General features: G+C 68.9%; 21 protein-coding genes. 2 read left to right on the plus strand and 19 right to left on the minus strand.

What is annotated here, in order from left to right:
* Position 1: 1 nt before the first annotated feature.
* The 4 genes from P1K89_RS05655 to P1K89_RS05670 are packed head-to-tail and all read right to left on the minus strand — an operon-like array spanning position 2 to position 1,805.
* Positions 2-439 carry a DUF1801 domain-containing protein gene (locus P1K89_RS05655; protein WP_284615399.1) on the minus strand — a complete coding sequence of 146 codons (438 nt, stop codon included), beginning with the start codon at positions 437-439 and terminating at the stop codon, positions 2-4.
* A 1-nt stretch (position 440) separates the two neighbouring features.
* Positions 441-947, minus strand: coding sequence for a GNAT family N-acetyltransferase (locus tag P1K89_RS05660; RefSeq protein WP_284615401.1), 507 nt, complete (start codon positions 945-947; stop codon positions 441-443).
* Positions 948-956: 9 nt separating this feature from the next.
* On the minus strand, positions 957-1,370 hold the full coding sequence (locus P1K89_RS05665) for a PaaI family thioesterase (RefSeq protein ID WP_284615402.1): 414 nt from the start codon (positions 1,368-1,370) through the stop codon (positions 957-959).
* A gap of 30 nt (positions 1,371-1,400) precedes the next feature.
* Complete coding sequence (locus P1K89_RS05670) at positions 1,401-1,805, minus strand: TonB family protein (protein ID WP_284615404.1); 405 nt, start codon at positions 1,803-1,805, stop codon at positions 1,401-1,403.
* Positions 1,806-2,097: 292 nt separating this feature from the next.
* Between P1K89_RS05670 and P1K89_RS05675 the strand changes: the two genes are divergently transcribed.
* Both P1K89_RS05675 and P1K89_RS05680 read left to right on the plus strand, forming a co-directional pair.
* Positions 2,098-2,301 carry a cold-shock protein gene (locus P1K89_RS05675; RefSeq protein ID WP_284616315.1) on the plus strand — a complete coding sequence of 68 codons (204 nt, stop codon included), beginning with the start codon at positions 2,098-2,100 and terminating at the stop codon, positions 2,299-2,301.
* A gap of 59 nt (positions 2,302-2,360) precedes the next feature.
* The gene (locus P1K89_RS05680) at positions 2,361-2,687 is read left to right on the plus strand and encodes a DUF6566 family protein (RefSeq protein ID WP_350080294.1); all 327 of its coding nucleotides are present in this window, start codon (positions 2,361-2,363) and stop codon (positions 2,685-2,687) included.
* A 31-nt stretch (positions 2,688-2,718) separates the two neighbouring features.
* On the opposite strand, the gene P1K89_RS05685 is transcribed toward P1K89_RS05680, so the two are convergent.
* The 15 genes from P1K89_RS05685 to P1K89_RS05755 all read right to left on the minus strand — a co-directional run bounded on the left by P1K89_RS05685 (position 2,719) and on the right by P1K89_RS05755 (position 19,313).
* Complete coding sequence (locus P1K89_RS05685) at positions 2,719-3,624, minus strand: 2-hydroxy-3-oxopropionate reductase (RefSeq protein ID WP_284615405.1); 906 nt, start codon at positions 3,622-3,624, stop codon at positions 2,719-2,721.
* Positions 3,621-4,388: an HpcH/HpaI aldolase family protein gene (locus P1K89_RS05690; RefSeq protein ID WP_284615406.1), complete on the minus strand. Its 768-nt coding sequence runs from the start codon at positions 4,386-4,388 to the stop codon at positions 3,621-3,623. The genes P1K89_RS05685 and P1K89_RS05690 overlap by 4 nt, the downstream gene beginning before the upstream one ends.
* Before the next feature lie 55 nt (positions 4,389-4,443).
* Positions 4,444-5,421 (minus strand): Bug family tripartite tricarboxylate transporter substrate binding protein, encoded by a 978-nt coding sequence (locus P1K89_RS05695; protein WP_284616317.1) that lies wholly within the window; start codon positions 5,419-5,421, stop codon positions 4,444-4,446.
* 85 nt (positions 5,422-5,506) lie between these two features.
* Entirely contained in the window at positions 5,507-6,946 is a 1,440-nt protein-coding gene (locus P1K89_RS05700; RefSeq protein WP_284615407.1) for an aldehyde dehydrogenase family protein, read from the minus strand.
* Between the two features lie 46 nt (positions 6,947-6,992).
* Entirely contained in the window at positions 6,993-7,937 is a 945-nt protein-coding gene (locus P1K89_RS05705) for a 2-hydroxyacid dehydrogenase (RefSeq protein ID WP_284615408.1), read from the minus strand.
* 62 nt (positions 7,938-7,999) lie between these two features.
* Positions 8,000-9,337, minus strand: a complete 1,338-nt coding sequence (gudD, locus tag P1K89_RS05710) for a glucarate dehydratase (protein ID WP_284615409.1) — start codon at positions 9,335-9,337, stop codon at positions 8,000-8,002.
* 133 nt (positions 9,338-9,470) lie between these two features.
* The gene (locus P1K89_RS05715; protein ID WP_284615410.1) at positions 9,471-10,448 is read right to left on the minus strand and encodes a Bug family tripartite tricarboxylate transporter substrate binding protein; all 978 of its coding nucleotides are present in this window, start codon (positions 10,446-10,448) and stop codon (positions 9,471-9,473) included.
* Positions 10,449-10,539: 91 nt separating this feature from the next.
* Complete coding sequence (gene kdgD, locus P1K89_RS05720) at positions 10,540-11,451, minus strand: 5-dehydro-4-deoxyglucarate dehydratase (RefSeq protein WP_284615412.1); 912 nt, start codon at positions 11,449-11,451, stop codon at positions 10,540-10,542.
* Positions 11,452-11,589: 138 nt separating this feature from the next.
* On the minus strand, positions 11,590-12,369 hold the full coding sequence (locus P1K89_RS05725) for a FadR/GntR family transcriptional regulator (protein WP_284615414.1): 780 nt from the start codon (positions 12,367-12,369) through the stop codon (positions 11,590-11,592).
* A 144-nt stretch (positions 12,370-12,513) separates the two neighbouring features.
* Positions 12,514-13,356 (minus strand): DNA-binding transcriptional regulator KdgR, encoded by an 843-nt coding sequence (gene kdgR, locus P1K89_RS05730; RefSeq protein WP_284615416.1) that lies wholly within the window; start codon positions 13,354-13,356, stop codon positions 12,514-12,516.
* Positions 13,357-13,420: 64 nt separating this feature from the next.
* Positions 13,421-14,650 (minus strand): oligogalacturonate lyase family protein, encoded by a 1,230-nt coding sequence (locus P1K89_RS05735; RefSeq protein WP_284615417.1) that lies wholly within the window; start codon positions 14,648-14,650, stop codon positions 13,421-13,423.
* Between the two features lie 11 nt (positions 14,651-14,661).
* Complete coding sequence (locus P1K89_RS05740; RefSeq protein ID WP_284615418.1) at positions 14,662-15,963, minus strand: ABC transporter substrate-binding protein; 1,302 nt, start codon at positions 15,961-15,963, stop codon at positions 14,662-14,664.
* A complete protein-coding gene (locus P1K89_RS05745) occupies positions 15,948-17,078 on the minus strand; it encodes an ABC transporter ATP-binding protein (RefSeq protein ID WP_284615420.1) in 1,131 nt (376 codons plus the stop codon). Before P1K89_RS05745 ends, P1K89_RS05740 begins: the two co-directional genes overlap by 16 nt.
* A 454-nt stretch (positions 17,079-17,532) precedes the next feature.
* Entirely contained in the window at positions 17,533-18,429 is an 897-nt protein-coding gene (locus P1K89_RS05750; protein ID WP_284615421.1) for a carbohydrate ABC transporter permease, read from the minus strand.
* Positions 18,426-19,313, minus strand: a complete 888-nt coding sequence (locus P1K89_RS05755; RefSeq protein WP_284615422.1) for a carbohydrate ABC transporter permease — start codon at positions 19,311-19,313, stop codon at positions 18,426-18,428. Before P1K89_RS05755 ends, P1K89_RS05750 begins: the two co-directional genes overlap by 4 nt.
* Positions 19,314-19,341 lie beyond the last annotated feature (28 nt).

Raw genomic sequence — 19,341 nt, forward strand, 5'->3', positions numbered from 1 at the left:
GTCAGGAGGCACGGCGCGGCACGGCATCGACGTGCACGCGGGCCTGGATGTCGCGGTAGGCCGCCTCGATCAGCGCCGTCAGCGCGGCCGCATCGAACACGGCGTCGGGCATCAGCTTCACGTGGCGCATGTGCCTGCCGCTGCCTTGCAGCAGGCGCGCCGGATCGGGCAGCTGTGCGCCGTGGAAGAAGCCGACGTTGACGTGCGCGCTGAAGACGTTGACGTAGCCGAACGGCGCATCGTCGACGCAGACCACCGGGCAGCCGTCGTGGAAGAGCTCGCGCACGTCGGGCCCGCAGCGGCGCAGGCGTTCGAACCAGGGATAGGCCAGCGTCATCAGCGCGGGCGGTCGCGCGTCGAACCAGGGGTCGATGCGCGGGTCGCAGTCGGCCGCGCCGGAGAAGCGCAGCAGCGCGGAAGTCGGCCGCGGAGGGACCATGTCATGAACCGGCCAGCGCGCGCATCGCCGGTCCGGCCAGCCGGTAGCTGCGCCGCTCGTCGACGGGCCGCGCGCCCAGGCTTTCGTAGAACGCGATGCCTCGCGCATTGGACGCGTTCACCGGCCAGTCGATGCGCGCGCAGCCGTTGTCGACCGCGTGGCGCGCCACCCAGGTCATCAGCGCCCGGCCGACGCCCTGGCTTCGGCAGGACGACAGCACGTACAGCTCCTTCAGCCAGCATTGCCGGCGCCTGTGGGGCGCATGTTCGACGAGCGACCAGGTCAGCATGATGGCGGCCAGCCCGACGACGCGGCCATCGTGATCCGCCGCCACCCCGAGCCGCAGCGGCGAATCCGGCGCCAGCAGGCAGTCGTCGAGGTAGGAACGCACCGCCTCGCGCGGCATCGGCGGCCCGGCGTCGTAGTACGCATGCAGCTCGAGCAGCAGCTCGACCAGCGATTCGTGCTGCGATGCGGTGACGAGCTCGACGTGCAAGGCGCTTGGCATGCGCCGATGCTAGCCGGCCGCCGGCACCACCGCGGTGGCCGTCGCATGCACCGCCAGCTTGCCGTCGGCGCCCCACAAGCGCGCCTCGAGGAACACGAGCTGCTTGCCCGCCTTGAGCACGACGCCCTCGCCCCGGCACTCGCCGAGCTTCACCGGCGCGACGAAGCTGCTCTTGATCTCGACCGTCGGCAACCAGGCCCGGGTCTTCGCGTAGGCGGCGACCGAGACCAGCACGTCGATCATCGCCACCGCGAAGCCGCCCTGCACGTTGCCGAAGTGGTTCCTGAACGCGGGCTGCGGCGCGAAGCGCAGCACCACGCGGCCATCGTCGAAGCTGGCGTCGTCGATGGTGAACGGGGTCAGCGCGGCGCAGTCGGGCTGGGGCTGGGCATCTAGCAGGCGTGTCAGTTCGAGGGCCGACATGAACGCACTCCTGTCTGCGGCGTGGCTTGCCTAGGGCGCGGACGCCGGCAGGTCGGGCAACCCGTGCTTCCAGACGTAGTCGATGCGCACCATGCGCTGCGGCTCGGCCGGAACCGGGAACGTGCAACTCGCGAGGTGTTCGACCGCGGCCCTGTCGAGCAGGCGATGCTCCCGCGTCGCACCGGCCGGCCGGACGATCACCGCCTTGTTCACCTTGCCGTCGGGTCCGATCGAGAACCCCACACCGGTCGTGCCCTGCGCCCTGGCCGCCATCGCGATGGCGGGATAGGCCAGCGTGCGGCAGCCGGTGGGCTGCAGATCGAGCAGGCTGGCCGGCCCCTGGGGTTCGTCGCCACCGGCGCAGGGCTGCACGCCACCGAGCAGCGCCACGGCGAGCAGGGGTATCAGGGAGCGCGTCCCGCGGCGAAGGGCCATCGGCATGAGCAAAGGTCAAGGACAGGCCTGAAGCGTAAGCCAGATCGCGCCCGCGGACGCGCGGCGTGAGGGGCCACACGATCTTTTCAGGACGGCCGGCGCCAACACGTGTACCATACGCCCCCGTAGGTACGCACAAGACCGTCGTTTCGCAGGTCACTCCTCTGGTCCCCCCGCACAGTCGCTGCGGGTGTCTCGGACGAATTTCCCCCCGTCACTGATTTGCTTGGTGTTTCTGCACTGCGTGAGCATGTGCTGCGCAGCATCATTGACTGGAGAAATTCACATGACGATCGAAACGGGAACCGTGAAATGGTTCGACGACGGCAAGGGCTTCGGCTTCATCACGCCGGACGGCGGCGGCAAGGACCTCTTCGCCCACTTCAGCGAGATCCGCAACGACGGCTTCAAGAGCCTGGCCGAAGCGCAGCGCGTGCAGTTCGAAGTGACGCAAGGCAAGAAGGGCCTGCAGGCCTCGAACATCCGTCCGGTCTGATCGACCGGAACCACCGCCCGCGGCGTCCGCCGCGGGTTTGCCGGCCGCCCACGCAGGCGTTGCCGGCCATTCGCGCTTCATCCGGAGCGCCTCAACGAAAGCTACTCATCAAAAACATCGACAACAAGAGCATCCACGTCGGCAAGTACCGCGTCAGCAGTCTGGCGCACCGCCTGTCCGACAGCCGCTACGCGGCATCGGTCTCCATCCGAAGCGGCGAAGGCAGCGCCACGCATGACCGCGTGATGCGCTTCACCCCGCTGTTCGACGATCGCGGCACCGCGATCCGCTACGCCCTGGCCCAGGGCCGCGCCTGGGTCGACGAGCGCCACACGCGCCAGGCCCTCGCGATCACGCACGACGCCTGGCTGCAGCCGGCGCAATGACCGGGTCGTCCGCCACGGGCCGACCGTTCGGCTAGGGCTCCCCCGCCACCTCGTGCGCCGCCATCAGCTCCAGCGCCTTCACCAGCGCCGAGTGATCCAGCTGTCCCCAGCCCTGCGCCGCGCAGGCCTGCATCAGCTGCGCCACGTTGGCGGTGCCCGGTAGCGCCACCCCCAGCGCCTTCGCGCCCTGCAGCGCGAGGTTCAGATCCTTCTGGTGCAGCCCGATGCGAAAGCCCGGGTTGAACGTGCGCTTGATCATGCGTTCGCCGTGCACCTCGAGGATGCGGCTGGCCGCGAAGCCGCCCATCAGCGCCTGGCGCACCTTCGCCGGGTCGGCGCCGGCCTTGCTGGCGAAGACCAGCGCCTCACCCACCGCGGCGATGTTCAGCGCGACGATGATCTGGTTCGCGACCTTCGTGACCTGGCCCGCGCCGGCCTCGCCGACGTGCGTGATGTTCTTGCCCATCAGCGCGAGGAGCGGCTGCACGCGGCTGAACGCCGCATCGCTGCCGCCGACCATGATGGTCAGGCTCGCGGCCTTGGCGCCGACCTCGCCACCGGACACCGGCGCGTCGAGGTAGTCGGCGCCGAGCGCCGCGATGCGCTCGGCGAAGGCCTTGGTCTCGATCGGCGAGATCGAGCTCATGTCGACCACCGCCTTGCCCGCCGCCGAACCCGCAGATCCCTTCAGGCCCTCGGCCACGCCATTGGCGCCGAACAGCACGCGCTCGACGTCCGGCGTGTCCGGCAGCATCAGGAAGACGATGTCCGCGCGCCGCGCGACCTCGGCCGCACTGGGGCAGACGATCGCGCCGGCCTCGGTCAGCGCGGCCGGCACCTGGCTGCGGGTGTGCACGTAGAGCTCGTGGCCGCCGGCGCGCAGGTGGCCCGCCATCGGCGTGCCCATGATGCCGAGGCCGATGAAGCCGAGTTTCATGACGCGCTGCCCTTCCATTGCGAGACGATGGCTTGCGAGCCGGCCGCCAGGATGCGCGCGTCCGAGCTCACGGTGAGAAAGCGGTAGCCCATCGCGGCGCGTGCGCGCGCGACGTCCACCCGGCCGTTGTGCACGCCGGCGATGCGGCCATGCGCGGTCGCGCGCTGCACGATGTGGGCGATGGCGTCGGCCACCGGCGGCTCGACGTCGTCGAAGCTCGGCTTGCAGCCCAGCGACAGCGACAGGTCGGATGGGCCGACGTAGACGCCGTCGAGGCCCTCGACCGCCAGGATCTTGTCGAGGTTGTCCAGCGCCTGCCGGGTCTCGATCATCGCGAAGACCACGATGGTGTCGTTGGCGCGCTCGGGGTAGTCGGCCCCGCCGTAGATCGATGCGCGCACCGGCCCGAAGCTGCGGCCGCCCTGGGGCGCGTAGTGCGTCCACGAAACGAGCTTCGCGGCATCGTCGGGCGTATTGACCATCGGGCAGATGACACCGTACGCGCCGGCGTCCAGCGTCTTCATCAGCGCGGCCGGATCGAGCCAGGGCACGCGCACGACAGGCATCGTCTGCGTCGTCGACACCGCCTGCAGCATGCCGACCATCGCCTGGTAGTCGACCACGCCATGCTGCAGGTCGATGGTCAGGCTGTCCCAGCCCTGATTGGCCATCACCTCGGCGCTGAAGCCGTTGGGCACCGCAAGCCAGCCGTTGAGCACCGGCTTGTCCTCGCGCCACAGGCTGCGCAATCGGTTCTCTCGCATGGCGTTCTCCACGGGCGGTGACGTTGATCGATGGTCGTGATTCAGCGCCGCAACGTCACTCGGGCCTGACCCCGCCCTGCGCGACGACGCCCGCCCAGTTCTTGCGCTCGCGCTCGAAGAAGGTGGAGAACTCGGCCGGCGTCATCGTGTACACCTCGGCACCCTGCGACACCAGGCGCTCGCGCACCTCCGGGCTGCGGATGATGCGCGTCAGCTCGGCGTTGAGCTTCGCGATCACCGGCGCCGGCGTGCCCGCGGGCACCAGCACGCCCTGCCAGGTGCCGGACTCGAAGCCCTTGACACCCTGCTCGGCGATCGTCGGCACCTGCGCCAGCAGCGGCACGCGCGTCGCCTTCGACACGCCCAGCACCTTCAGCTTGCCCGACTGCACATGCGGCAAGGTGGCCAGCATGCCGTTCATCATCACCTGCGTCTGGCCGGCGACCGTGTCGCCGATGGCCTGCGCGCCGCCCTTGTACGGGATGTAGGTCCAGTTCGCCTGCGTGGCCTTCTCGACCGCGACCCCGGCCAGGTGCGGCGCCGAGCCGATCGCGGTGACTGCGAAGTTGAGCTTGTCCTTCTTCGACAGCGCGACCAGCTCCTTCAGGTTGTTCGCCGGCACCGACGGATGCACGACCAGCAGGTGCGGCGAGTACGCCAGCATCGTCACGCCCTTCAGGTCCTTCGACGGCTCGAACGGCAGCTTCGAATAGACCGACGCGGTGATCGCCAGCGCGCCGACGTCGCACAGCAGGAGGGTGTGGCCGTCGTTGGCCTTGGCGACGAAGTCGGTGCCGGTGTTGCCGTTGGCACCCGGCTTGTTCTCGACCACCACCGTCGTCTTCAGCGCCTCGGACAGCGGCTGGCTGATCGCGCGCGCGATGATGTCCGACGAGCCGCCCGGCGGGTACGGCACGATGATCTTCAGCGGCTTGTTCGGCCAGGCGTCGGCGGCCTGCACGGGCAATGCGGCCGCGGCCAGCAGGCCGCAGCCGGCCAGCAGCCGGGCGAGGGTCGTGCGCTTGGTGTTCATCATCGGGCGTCTCCTGAAGATCTTGATCGGAAAGTGAGCGGCCCGGGCGAGGTGTTCGCCCGCGCCGCATGGATCACGGTGGCCCTCACGCCTGGGAGTAGGCCGTCTTCACCGTGGTGTAGAACTCGGCCGCATAACGGCCCTGCTCGCGTGGGCCGTAGCTCGAGCCCTTGCGGCCGCCGAAGGGCACGTGGTAGTCCACGCCCGCGGTCGGCAGGTTGACCATCACCATGCCGGCCTGGGCATGGCGCTTGAAGTGCGTGGCGTGCTTCAGGCTCGTCGTCGCGATGCCCGAGGACAGCCCGAACGGCGTGTCGTTGGCCAGCGCCAGCGCCTCGTCGTAGCCCTTCGCGCGGATCACGCTGACCACCGGGCCGAAGATCTCCTCGCGGTTGATGCGCATCGAAGGCGTCGTCTCGGTGAACAGCGCCGGCTGCAGGTAGAAGCCGGGCGCGCCGGCGGTGTTTCGCTCGATCGCCTGTCCGCCGGCGGCGAGCTTCGCACCTTCGGCCTGGCCGATCGCGATGTACTCCAGGTCCTGCGCGAGCTGGCTCTGGTCGACCACCGGGCCGATGTCGGTGCCCGCCTTGCGCGCGTCGTCGACCTTCAGCACCTTCATGCGTTCGATCACCGCGGCGACGAAGCGGTCGTGGATGCCTTCGGTGACGATCACGCGGCTCGACGCGGTGCAGCGCTGGCCGGTCGAGAAGAAGCCCGAGTTCACCGCGCAGTTGACGGCCACCTCGAGGTCCGCATCGTCGAGCACGACGAACGGGTTCTTGCCGCCCATCTCGAGCTGGAACTTCGCCATGCGCGCGACACAGGCCGCGGCGACCTTCTTGCCGGTGGCCACGCTGCCGGTGAAGCTGATGCCGTCGACACGCGCATCGTCGAGCAGCACCGCGCCCACTTCGGAGCCGCGGCCCATCACCAGGTTGAACACACCTTTCGGCAGCCCGGCGCGCTGCAGGATGTCGGCCAGCGCCCAGGCCGAGCCCGGCACCAGGTCCGCGGGCTTCATCACCACGGTGTTGCCGAAGGCCAGCGCCGGCGCCAGCTTCCACGCCGGGATCGCGATCGGGAAATTCCACGGCGTGATCAGGCCGATCACGCCCAGCGGCTCGCGCACCACTTCGCAGCCGACGCCCGGCCGCACCGAGGCGATCACCTCGCCGCCGACGCGCAGCGCCTCGCCGGCGAAGAACTTGAAGATGTTGCCGGCGCGCGCGACCTCGCCGATCGCCTCGGGCAGCGTCTTGCCCTCCTCGCGCGCCAGCAGGTCGCCGAGCTCGGCCTTGCGGGCCAGGATCTCGCTGCCGGCGGCGTCGAGGATGTCGAAGCGCTGCTGCGGCGTCGACAGCGACCAGGCGCCGAATGCCGCGCGCGCGGCGGCGACCGCTTCCCTGGCCTGGGCGGCATCGGCCTGCGCGTATTCGCCGACCACGTCGGTGGTGTCCGACGGGTTGATGTTGCGGCTGGTGCGCGCGCCGTCGACCCACTCGCCGTTGATGAGGTTCTTGTGCATGACGCGTCCTTTCGAAGTCAGGGGATGAGGGTGGGCACGCGGATGCTCACGCAGGCGCCGCGGCGCTGATCAGACGGCCGCTGCTGAACCACGCGTCGAGGTTGTCGAAGACGCGGTCGGCCATCGCCTGGCGAGTTTCGCGCGTCGCGCTGGCGATGTGCGGCGTCAGCACGACGCGGTCGCAGGTGAAGAGCGCTTCCGGCACGTTGGGCTCGTCGGCGAAGACATCCAGCCCCGCGCCGCCGAGGCGGCCGTCGAGCAGCGCCTGCACCAGCGCGTGCTCGTCGACCACCGAGCCACGCGCGACGTTGATCAGCACACCGTCGGGGCCCAGCGCGTCGATCACGCCGGCGTCGATCAGGTGCCTGGTCTCCGGGCCGCCGGAGGTGATGACCACGAGGTAGTCGGCCCATTCGGCCAGCGCGCGCAGGTCGGGCTCGTGCGTCCAGGCGACGTCGGCCACCGGCCGGCGGCTGTGGTAGCGCACCGCCATCTCGAAGCCGCTGGAACGCTGCGCGATGGTGCGGCCGATGCGCCCCAGGCCGACCAGGCCCAGGCGGGCGCCGCTCACCTTGCGCGCCAGCGGGAACGCGGCCCGCGGCCAGGCACCGGCGCGCACGAAGCGGTCGGCCTCGGCAATGCGTCGCGCCACGTCCAGCAGCAGCGCGAAGCCCAGGTCGGCGACGCAGTCGTTCAGCACGTCGGGCGTGTAGCCGACGGCGATGCCGCGTTGGTGCGCGCGCTGCAGCGGCAGCTTGTCGAGACCGACGCCGAAGCTGGAGATCACCTGCAATTCGGACAGCTGGTCGATCAGCGCGGCCTCGACACCGACCGCGGCCGAGGTCACGATGCCGCGCACGCGCGCACCGTGCATCGCCAGGAACCCTTCGCGCTCGGCGGCGTCGGGCAGCATCAGCAGCTCGAAGCGTTCGCCGAGGCGCGCGAGCAGCGACGGCGGCAGCCTGCCGGCATTGAGGATGCATTCGTTCATGGACCGGCTCACGTGTTCAGTCGGCGGTGATGGGTCTTCATCGTCGCTTTGGAAGGTGTTGCTCAGCGCACCATGCAGGGCCGCTTGGGGTCGAAGGTCCAGCCGGGGATCAGGCACTGCATCGCGACCGCGTCGTCGCGCGCGCCCAGGCCGTGCTGCTGGTAGAGCTGGTGCGCTTTCTCGACCTCGGCCATGTCGAGCTCGACGCCGAGGCCGGGCGTCTTCGGCACCTGCACATGGCCGCCGACGATCTGCAGCGGCTCCTTGGTCAGGCGCTGGCCGTCCTGCCAGATCCAGTGCGTGTCGATCGCCGTCACCTTGCCCGGCGCCGCGGCGCCGACGTGGGTGAACATCGCCAGCGAGACGTCGAAGTGGTTGTTCGAATGCGAGCCCCAGGTCAGGCCCCAGTCGCGGCAGGTCTGCGCGACGCGCACGCTGCCGGCCATGGTCCAGAAATGCGGATCGGCCAGCGGGATGTCGACCGATTGCAGCGACAGCGCATGCACCAGCTGGCGCCAGTCGGTGGCCACCATGTTGGTCGCCGTCGGCAGCCCGGTGGCGCGGCGGAACTCGGCCATCACCTCGCGGCCGGAGAAACCGCCCTCGGCGCCGCAGGGGTCCTCGGCATAGGCGACGACGCCGCGCATGTCGCGCATCAGCCGGATCGCGTCCAACAGCCGCCAGCCGCCGTTGGGGTCCAGCGTGACGCGGGCGTCGGGGAAACGTTCGTGCAGCGCGATCACCGCTTCGCGTTCGGCATCCCCGGACAGCACGCCGCCCTTCAACTTGAAGTCGTTGAAGCCGTAGCGTTGCTGCGCCGCTTCGGCCAGGCGCACGACGGCCGCGGGCGTCATGGCCTCTTCGTGGCGCACGCGGAACCAGGCGTTGTCGGCCTCGGGCTCGCTGGCATACGGCAGGTTCGTGCTGCGCTTGTCGCCGACGAAGAACAGGTAGCCCAGCATCTCGACCGACTCGCGCTGCTGGCCTTCGCCGAGCAGCGCCGCGACCGGCACGCCCAGGTGCTGGCCCAGCAGGTCGAGCAGCGCGCACTCGATCGCCGCGACCGCATGGATCGTGGTGCGCAGATCGAAGGTCTGCAGGCCGCGGCCGCCGGCATCGCGGTCGGCAAAGGTCTGCTGCACGCGCTGCAGGATCTGCAGGTGTGCGCCGATGGGCTGGCCGATCACGAGCGACGTCGCGTCTTCCAGCGTCGCGCGGATCTTCTCGCCGCCGGGCACCTCGCCGACGCCGGTGCGACCGGCGCTGTCGGTCAGGATCAGCAGGTTGCGGGTGAAGAACGGGCCGTGCGCGCCGCTCAGGTTCATCAGCATGCTGTCGCGCCCGGCGACGGGGATCACACGCAGCGCGGTGACGCGGGGGGTGTCCGAAAGCGTAGTCATCAGTGCCTCGATCGACGTGCATTCAAGCGGGCGCCGGGGAACCGGCTCTGCCGGGCCCCTTGGGCCGCCCCCTTGAGGGGGAGAGGGCGGAGCCCGAGGGGGCCCCGGCGCAGCCGCTCCGGGGGAGGGTCATCTAGTCTGCCGTGATCTTTCCCGCTTCGATGACCTTCTTCCAACGCGCAAATTCAGCGGCCTGGAAAGCGGCGAACTGCTCCGGCGTGTTGGCGACGATCTCGAAACCCTGCTCGACCAGCTTCGGCTTGACCGACGGGTCGTTCAGCGCAGTGACGAGTGCCGCATGCAGCTTCGCCTTGATGTCCGCCGGCAGGCCCTTCGGCGCCGCGACGGCCTGCCACGAGTAGACGTCGGCGCCCTTGACGCCGGCTTCGCTCAGCGTGGGCACCTGCGGCAGCAGGGTCGAGCGCTTGTCGCCGGTGACCGCCAGTGCGCGCAGCTTGCCGGCGTTGATGTGCGAGATCACCGCGTTGATGTTCTGGAACGAGCCGTCGACCTGGCCGCCCAGCAGGTCGCTGATCGCCGGCGCGCCGCCCTTGTAGGGCACGTGCACGCCGGACGTGCCGGTCTGCTGCCAGAAGAGCTCGACCGTCAGGTGGTCCGACGATCCGTTGCCCGACGACGCGAAGCTCATCGCGCCCGGCGTCTTCTTCAGCTGCGCCAGCACGTCGGCCACGCTCTTGTGCGGCGACGCGGCGGGCACCACCAGCACGTTGGGCGCCTGCACCGCGACGGTCAGCAGGTCGAAGTCCTTGGCCGCGTCGTACGGAACGTTCTTGATCAGGTGCGGCGCGATCACGAAGGGACCGAGCGACGAGACGAACAGCGTGTAGCCGTCGGCCGGCGCGCGTTTGACGATGCCCGCGCCGATGGTGCCGGTGGCGCCCGGCTTGTTGTCGACGATGAAGTTGCCGCCGAGCTTTTCCTGCAGCTTGGGCGCCAATGCGCGGGCGATGGTGTCGGTCGAGCCGCCCGGCGGGAACGGCACGAGCAGGGTCACGGGTTTGTCGGGCCAGGCCGCGAGCGCCGGGAAGGCGCCGGCCAGGCCGGCGGTGGCGAGCGCGACAACGGTCGCGCGGCGGAGGATGGACGTCATGGTCATGTCTCCTGGAGCAAGGTCCGGGCGGGCGTCGGCCGTCCGGCACCACAGACGGGAAAGCGTGCGCTGGACGCGCGTTTTTCGGACGTTATTGCGGGCCGAGCTTGGCGATCAATGTGCGCAGCGTCTCCACCTCGGCCGGCTTCAGGTCCGACAACGGCGGACGCACCGGGCCGGCGCCATGGCCGACGATCGTCGCGCCGGCCTTCACGATGCTCACCGCATAGCCCTGGCCCTTGTTGCGCAGCTCGATGTACGGCAGGAAGAAGTCGTCGAGCAGGCGGTTCGTGGTCGCGGTGTCGCCGGCGGCCAGCGCTGTGTAGAACTGCATCGCCGTCTTCGGGACGAAGTTGAAGACCGCCGACGAATACACCGGGCAGCCCATCGCTTGGTAGGCGCCGGCGAATATCTCCGCCGTCGGCAGGCCGCCGAGGTAGGCGAAGCGGTCGCCCAGCTTGCGGCGCACCGAGACGAAGTGCTCGATGTCGCCGACGCCGTCCTTGTAGCCGATGAGGTTCGGGCAGCGTTCGGCCAGGCGTTGCAGCGTCTCGGGCGCGTAGCGCGCGGCGCCGCGGTTGTAGATGATCACGCCGATCTTCACGCTCCTGCAGATCGCTTCGGCATGCGCGGCCAGGCCGTCCTGCGAGGCTTCGGTCAGGTAGTGCGGCAGCAGCAGGATGCCCTGCGCGCCCTGGCGTTCGGCTTCCTGCGCGTACTGGATCGCGAGTGTCGTGCCGCCGCCGGCGCCGGCGACGATGGGCACCTCGTTGCGGCAGGTTTCGGTGGCCACCTGGATCACCTGCGAGAACTCGCCCGGCTCCAGCGAGAAGAACTCGCCCGTGCCGCCGGCGGCGAACAGCACGGTGGCGCCGTAGGGCTTCAGCCATTCCAGCCGCGCCGCGTAGCCCCGGGGCTCGAAGCGCAGCTGCGCATCGAAGTCGGTCAGCGGGAACGACAGCAGACCGGAGGACATGGCGTGCTTCAACTCTTGCGGGCTCATCGGGGCGGGCTCCAAGGGGTCGGGGTGATTAAAGTCAGTTGTCAGTCATCGTACAACATGGCTCGAGGAAATCAAGGCATTGGGCTTACGTGGAACTACGGTTCTGCGGCGCACCCTTCGCGGCCGGCTTCGCGGCGCTCAGGCGCCGGGCGCGCCCTCGCCGCTCGCCCGGCGGCGGCGCTCGCGGCTGTTCGCGAGGTGCGTGCGCATCGCCGCCCGTGCGGCATCGGCATCGCGCGCGGCGATGGCGTCGAAGATGCTCTCGTGCTCGCCGTTGACGCGCTTCAGGTAGTGGCGCTGCTCGTCGCTGAGCACGCTCGCGCCGGCCAGCCGCGCGCGCGGGATGATGCGCGCGCCCAGCGTGTTCATCAGCTCGATGAAGTGCGGGTTCTGCGTCGCGCGGGCGATCTCGAGGTGGAACTGGAAGTCGGGTTCGACGGCATCGCGGCCGGCGTCGATCGCCGCCGACACCGCGGCCAGCGCGCCGCGCATGCGCCGCAGGTCCTCGTCGCTGCGGCGCGCGGCGGCCAGCGCCGCGGCTTCGGTCTCGATGCCGATGCGCAGCTCCAGCACGGCGATCACGTCGCGCAGGGTCGCCAGCTGGTCGGCGCCGATGCGGAAGCCCGCATCGCCCAGGCCGGTGACGAAGGTGCCGATGCCATGCCGGGTCTCGACCAGACCCGAGGCCTGCAGCTTGGAGATCGCCTCGCGCACCACCGTCCGGCTGACGCCGAACTCGGCCATGATCGCGGCCTCCGTCGGCAGCTTGTCGCCGGTGGCCAGCCGCCCGTCGCGGATGCGCTCGCCGATGGCGTCGACCAGTTCCAGCGCCAGCGTGCGCGGCCGGCGCCGCCGGCCGGCGTCGGCATCGGACGCCCGGCCGGCAGCCAGGGGAGGATGAAGCGCACTGTCGCTCATTGTTGTATGACAACGGATCTTCGGCCGAAACGCAATGATCGCATTCCCGCCGCCGTCCAGGCCGCCGCAGCGGCATCGACCCCGCCGCGAACGTCAGCAGCAGCGCCGCCGTTGCGGGCGCCTGCGCCAGGGCGCCCGGCCGGATCAGGGACGCCGCGCCGCGGCCCTGCCCGCCTTGGCTGCCGCCGGCGGGTCGAGCGGGAACTGCGTGCAGCCGAGCTCGGCCGAGATCTGCCGGCTCGCGTCCTGCAGCAGCTGCACCACCTTCGGCGCGTTGGCCTCGTCGAAGCGGAAGGTCGGGAAGCTGACGCTCAGGCCGGCCACCGGCTGGTTCAGGCGGTCGAAGATCGGCACGCCGAGGCAGCGGATGTGGTCGTCGAACTCCTCGCGGTCCTCGCCGAAGCCCTGGGCGCGCACACGCTCGAGCTCGGCGGCGAAGGCGGTCGGCTCGGTGATGGTCTTGTCGCGGTAGCGCTTGAAGTCGCAGCCCGCCAGGATGCGCTCGCGCCGCTCGGGGTGTTCCCAGGCCAGCAGCACCTTGCCGATGGCCGTGCAGTGCAGCGGCGCGCGGCGGCCGACGCGCGAGTACATGCCCAGCATGTGGCGCGAGTCGACCTTGTGCACGTAGATGATCTCGCTGTCGATCAGCATGCCCAGGTGCACGGTCTCGCCGGTCTCGTCGGCCAGCAGCTGCATGCGCAGCTTCGCCAGCTCGACGAGGTCGTGGTACTGCAGCGCCTTGGTGCCGAGCTCGAACATCTTCATCGTCAGGCCGTAGCGCTCGCTGTCGGCCTCCTGGCGGATGTAGCCCAGGCTCTTCATCGTCTGCAGGAAGCGGTAGATGGTGGCCTTCGGCATCGCCAGGCGCATCGACAGCTCCGACACGCCGGTCTCGTCCCGCTCGGCCAGCGCCTGCAGGATCGCGAACACCTTCAGCACCGCCGCGACCGACTCCGGCTGCTTCGGGTCGTAGCTATCGTCGTCCATCGTTTCGACTGTTTCGGTATGGCGTTTCAAGGATGGGATTCTCGCTCCAAACCGGTGCCTGCACTCACAGGTCGGCGAGGAACAGTCCGGGTTCGCCGGCCTTGTCGCAGCTGAAGAGCACCTGGCGTTCGTCCGGCGTGAACGACGGATGCGGATGGGTCACCTGGCGGTCGCCCTTGTAGACCTGCCACGAGCTGTCATGGCGCGCGATGCGGCGGGTGGTCGGTGCCGCACCGCGCAGGTCGAACAGGTGCAGGTATGGGTCCTCGGCGATCGTGTAGCCGGCCTTGTCGTCGACGTCGGCCGGGCTCGCGCAGCCGTCGCCGACGATCAGCGTGCCGTCGTGGTTGCTCATCAGGTGCGAGCACGGCGGCATCGTGGTCAGCACGCGGTCCTGCAGCGTGACCGGGTCCAGCGAGCGGATCTCGCGCTCGGGCCGGCCCTTGAAGTACGAGACGTAGACCATCGCCCTACCGTCCGGCACCCAGACCTCGTGCGTGCAGCTCTCGCCCTCGGCGTGGCGCTTGCCGCAGCGCAGGTTGCTGCCGTCCTCGTCGATGAACCACATGCGCGCGTCGACGAGGTCGTGGTTGCCCTCGTGGCAGAAGGCGACCGTGCGGTCGTCGAAAGGCCGGTACTGCGGATGGCCGAGCCAGCAGTCGACCTCGTGGATGGTCTCGCGCGCGCCGCTCGCGAGATCGATGCGGATCAGGCGGCAGCGCGGCTTGCGGAAGAACATCTCGCGGAACTTCTGCCAGTCGGTCAGCGGCATCCAGTCGCTGGCGCGGATCTCGATGCCGACCATCTTTGTGCAGGCGCTGTTGGCCACCCAGGTGCCGTAGCCGACCCAGCCCTCAGGCACGACGTAGGCCACCTCCTCCTGCAGCGTATCCAGCGCCAGGCGGACCAACTGCCGTTTGGCGCGCACGAAGTACAGGTGCCGGTCGTCGGGGCTCAGGAAGCCGCCGAAGGTGTTCTCCTCGGGCTGGTCGGTGAGCTGAAGCGCCTCGCCGGTGCGCAGGTCCAGCAGGTGGTAGTGCCAGTGATCGCTCGGGCCGAACTCGCCGCCGAACAGCAGCTTCGAGCCGTCGTTGGTGAAGCACTTCTGGTAGAAGTAATTGCGATGGCAGGTGACGTCGATCGGCGTCAGGCGCGTCAAACGCGCGCCGGTGTCGGGATCGGTGCTGACGTCGAAGGTGAGCGTGCGTACTGTTCCGCGCGCGCCCGCAAGCGGTCGCTGTGGGGTGCCGCGCCCGCCCTGCGGGCGTGCCAGGGTGTGCTTGCCGGTGGTCATCGGAGGTCTCGTCATTTGATGCGGGCCAGGAGCGCGTTGCCGTCGTCCACCAGGCGCCGTGCGGCATCGGCCTCGCCGATGCGGTCATAGCCCAGCAGCTCGAAGATCTCGAGCAGGAAGCGGCGGAAGCGCGCATCCTCGAAGCGCATGGCCGGCAGGTCGATGCGGCCCGCGGCCCGCTGCTCGGCGATCTGGCGGTAGGCCTTCAACTCCAGCGCCGGCAGCAGCTTGGCTTCTTCGAGCGCGCGATAGGCGATGCGCGACGACGGCACGCCGCGCGTCAGCCCCAGGATGCGCGCAGCCTCGGCGTCGGTGAGCAGGAAGTTGAGGAACTTCGCGGCGAGCGCCGGATGCTTCGTGCGCTTGCTGATCGCGAACAGCGCGGTCGGCCGGCCGAACATGCCGGAGTTCTTCGCGCCTGGCAGCGTGAGGAACGGGCCGACATCGAGCGTCTGCTGCGCATCCAGCGTCGACAGGCGCGAACGAACGACCGTGTCCCAGGTGTAGGTGCCGCCCCAGCGGCCCACCACCCAGTCCGGCTGCTGCTCCAGCGGCTTCTCGGCGCCGCCCAGGCTGGCGCGGTAGGGCACCGGCGTCGCCGCGCGGCTGGCGAAGAGGCGCTTGTAGGTCTTCACCCAGTCGAGCACCGCGGCCGGGCTCATCGCCACGCGGGGCTCGGTGGGATGCACGTAGGGCGTGCCGTGCAGCTGGAACACGTAGGCCTGCGCCAGCAGCAGCATGTCGTAGATCTCGCCGTCGATCGGGTAGGCGCGCTCGCCGAGCGTGCGGCGGAAGACTTCCCCGGCGGCGAAGAGCTCGTCCCAGGTCGACGGCACAGGGATGCCGGCGCGCGCGAAGCTCGCCGTGTTCCACAGGAACAGCCGCGCGGTGTACGACATCGGCAGTCCGTTGAGCTTGCCGGCGATGGTGCAGATGCGCCGGTCTTCGTCGGCGAACTGGTCCAGCGCCAGTTCGGTCGATTGCGTGTTCAGGTCAAGGAAGCCGGTGCCGGTGCGGCTGAACATGTTCAGCCAGGCCCAGTTGATCTGCATCAGGTCGGGCTCGGTGCCGCCGACCATCTGCATCGTCAGCTTCTCCAGATACCCGACCGAGCCCATGTACTCGGCCTTGATGCGCACGCCGGGATGGCGCGCCTCGAACGCGGCGATGGCGGCCAGCGTGCGCTTGTGGCGGTCGCCGCCGCCCCACCAGAGGAAGCGCAGCGTGACGGGTTCGGCGGCGCCGACAATCGCCGGCGCCGCAAGCGCCGCCCCGGCCTGCAGGACGCGGCGACGGTTCAGTGCAGCGTGCACAGGTTCACGCCGCTGTCCGCATCGAACAGGTGCAGCGCCTTCGCTTGCAGGTGAAAGACGTGGCCATCGCCGCGCGACTTGGTACCCAGGTCGCCGAGCGCCTCAGGCGCCACGCGCGCGGTGAACGGCAGGCCGCCGATGTCGGCATGCACGAAGACCTCGCTGCCCATGTTCTCCATGAAGCGCAGCGTGCCGGGCAGCGCGGCACCATCTCCCGAAGCGGGCGCCACGGCATGCAGATGCTCGGGACGCAGGCCCAGCGTGACCCGTTGCGCGCTGCGTGAGGCGAGCAGCGCGCGCCGGTCCGCCGGCAGCGGCAGCACCAGGCCGCCCCAATGCAGCGCGGCACCGTCGGCGGCCACCTGCACCGCATGCAGGTTCATCTCGGGCGAGCCGATGAAGCCGGCGACGAAGGCATTGGCCGGCCGCTCGTAAAGCGTCGACGGCGTATCGACCTGCTGGATCGTGCCATCCTTCAGCACGCAGATGCGCTCGCCCATGGTCATCGCCTCGACCTGGTCGTGCGTCACGTAGATCACGGTCGAGGGTCGCCCCGAATCGCGCAGCGTGCGGTGCAGGTCGGTCAGCCGCACGCGCATCGACGCGCGCAGCTTGGCATCGAGGTTCGAGAGCGGCTCGTCGAACAGGAACACCCCCGGCCGCTTGACGATCGCACGGCCGACGGCCACGCGCTGCGCCTGGCCACCGGAGAGTTGCTTCGGATACCGTTCGAGCAGGTGCTCCATCTCCAACAGCCTGGCGGCTTCGTGCACGCGGGTCTGGATCTCGGCCTTCGGCGTGCCGGCCAGCTTCAGCCCGAACGCGAGGTTGTCGAACACCGTCATGTGCGGGTACAACGCATAGTTCTGGAACACCATCGCGATGCCGCGCTGTTTGGCCGGCAGCTGGTTCACGAGGTTTCCGCCTATGCGAAGCTCACCAGCAGAGATGCTTTCCAGGCCGGCGACCATGCGCAGCAGCGTGCTCTTCGCGCAGCCGGACGGGCCGACGAAGACCATGAACTCGCCGTCCTTCACTTCGAGGTCGACGCCGTGCACGGCCTTGAAGCCATTGGGGTAGATCTTCTCGATCTTGGTGAGGCTTAGCTGAGCCATGTGAGTTGGTCGTAACCTGCTTGCGTACTCCTGCACTCGATCAGGAGGGTGGGGTGTTGTGTGGGCAAGTCCGGAGCACGATCAGGAGGGTGGGGTGCTCTGTTCCGCTCATGTCCCCCGGGCCGGGCTCCGCTGATGGCTCTTGCGCTGTGCCCGGCCGGCCCTCCTCCTTGACTTCGCTCCACAGAGCACCCCACCCTCCTGATCCGCCACCGCCCTGGCAAGCGACGCTGGCAATGCGCCGCGTGCGTCGAGGGCGTGCCAAGGGGCCTGCCAGTGCGCAACGCGAGCCAAGGGCGCGGGGTGGCCCATGGAGCGAAGTCAAGGAGGAGGGCCGGCCGGGCGCGGCCCGAGAGGTTTCGGCGCGGCACGGCCCGGGGGACATGAGCGGAATGGGCCACCCCGTGGCCTTGGCGTCCGCTCGGTGTTGGCATGCAAGACGACCTCACCCAGATCACCCCTTGATGCCACTCGACGTGGCCCCCTCGATGAAGTGCTTCTGCGCAGCAAAGAAGACAAGCACCGACGGCAAGAGAGCAACAACAGAGATCGCAATCGCACTCGCCCACTCGACCTCTTCCGTCGCGCCGATCGTCATCTTCAAGGCCAGCGACACCGGGTACTTTTCCACCGACGACAGGTAGATCAGCGGCCCCATGAAGTCGTTCATCGTCCAGATGAACTGGAAGACGATCACCGAGACGATCGCGGGTTTCAGCAGCGGCACGATCACGTACAGCAGCAGCTGCAGCGGATTGCAGCCGTCGATGATCGCGGCCTCTTCCATGTCGCGAGGAATGCCGCGCAGGAATTGGACCAGCATGAAGACGAAAAAGGTGTCGGTGGCGAAGGCCGAGGGCACGATCAGCGGCAGGTAGCTGTCGAGCCAGCCGAATTCCTTGAACATCAGGTACTGCGGAATGCGCAGGATGATGTGCGGCAGCATGATGGTGGTGACCATCACCGAGAACAGGAACTTCCGGCCCGGGAATTCCCAGCGCGCGAAGGCATAGGCCACCAGCACGCAGGAGATCACCGTGACGATGATGCGCGGCACGACGATCAGGAAGGAATTGAGGAAGTAGGTCGCGAAGGTGTATTCGCTGCTGGTCTTCCAGCCCTTCACGTAGGCGCTGAAGTCCAGATGCGAGGGCCAGAAACCGATCTCGCTGAAGATCTCGGCATTGGTCTTGAAGGAGGCGCCGACCAGCCACAGGATCGGGTACAGCATCACGAAGCCGACGGCGCCCAGCGCGACGTAGCGCAAGACGATGGTTGCGCGTTCGCGGCGCCTCGTCGCCGCCGCGATCGAGTCGGCGGTGATCACCGGGCGCATCACGTCGGCGCTCATGTCCTGCCTTCCTTTTCGCCGGAATAGAAGACCCAGTACTTCGAGCTCCAGAAGCTGAATGCGCTCAAGGCCCCGATCAGCGCGAACATCACCCACGACAGCGCCGCGCCGTAGCCGAGGTTGAAGTACTTGAAGCACTCCTCGTAGATGTACAGGCTCAGCACGTAGGTGGAGTGCAGCGGGCCGCCCTCGGTCACCATGTACGGGCCGTTGAATTCCTGGAAGCCGTGCACCAGCTGCATGATCAGGTTGAAGAAGATCACCGGCGTGATCAGCGGCACCGTGATGCGGGTGAACTGCTGCCACTTCGTCGCGCCATCGATCTCGGCCGCTTCATAGAGGCTCTGCGGCACGTTCTGCAGCGCGGCCAGGAAGATCACCATCGACGAGCCGAACTGCCAGGTGAAGAGCGTCACCACGGTCCAGATCGCGTAGTGCTCGTTGGCCAGCCACAGCACCGGCTCCAGCCCCAAGCGCGCGAGCACGCTGTTCACCAGCCCTTGCTGCGAGAAGATGAAGCGCCACAGCACCGCCACCGCGATCGAGCCGCCGAGGATCGACGGCAGGTAGAAGGCCGAGCGGAAGAAGTTGATGCCGCGAAGCTTGAAGTTCAGCACGTGCGCGATGAAGAGCGCGAAGCCCACGCGCAGCGGCACCGCCAGCACGACGAAGAGCAGCGTGACGCCCAGCGACTGCCGGAACATGCGGTCCTGCGTCGCCAGCTCGACGTAGTTCTGCATGCCGACGAACTGCGGCGGCGAGAACACGTCGTACTGGGTGAAGCTCAGCGCGAAGCTCATCACGAAGGGGAAGAGCTTGAAGCCGAGCACGCCCAGCACGAAGGGCAGCACGAAGAGAAAGCCGATGCGGCGGTTCTCGTACACCGGGGTTGTCTCCAGCGCGTGGCGTGCG

The organism is Aquabacterium humicola, assembly GCF_030167915.1.
Lineage (GTDB): Bacteria > Pseudomonadota > Gammaproteobacteria > Burkholderiales > Burkholderiaceae_C > Pseudaquabacterium > Pseudaquabacterium humicola.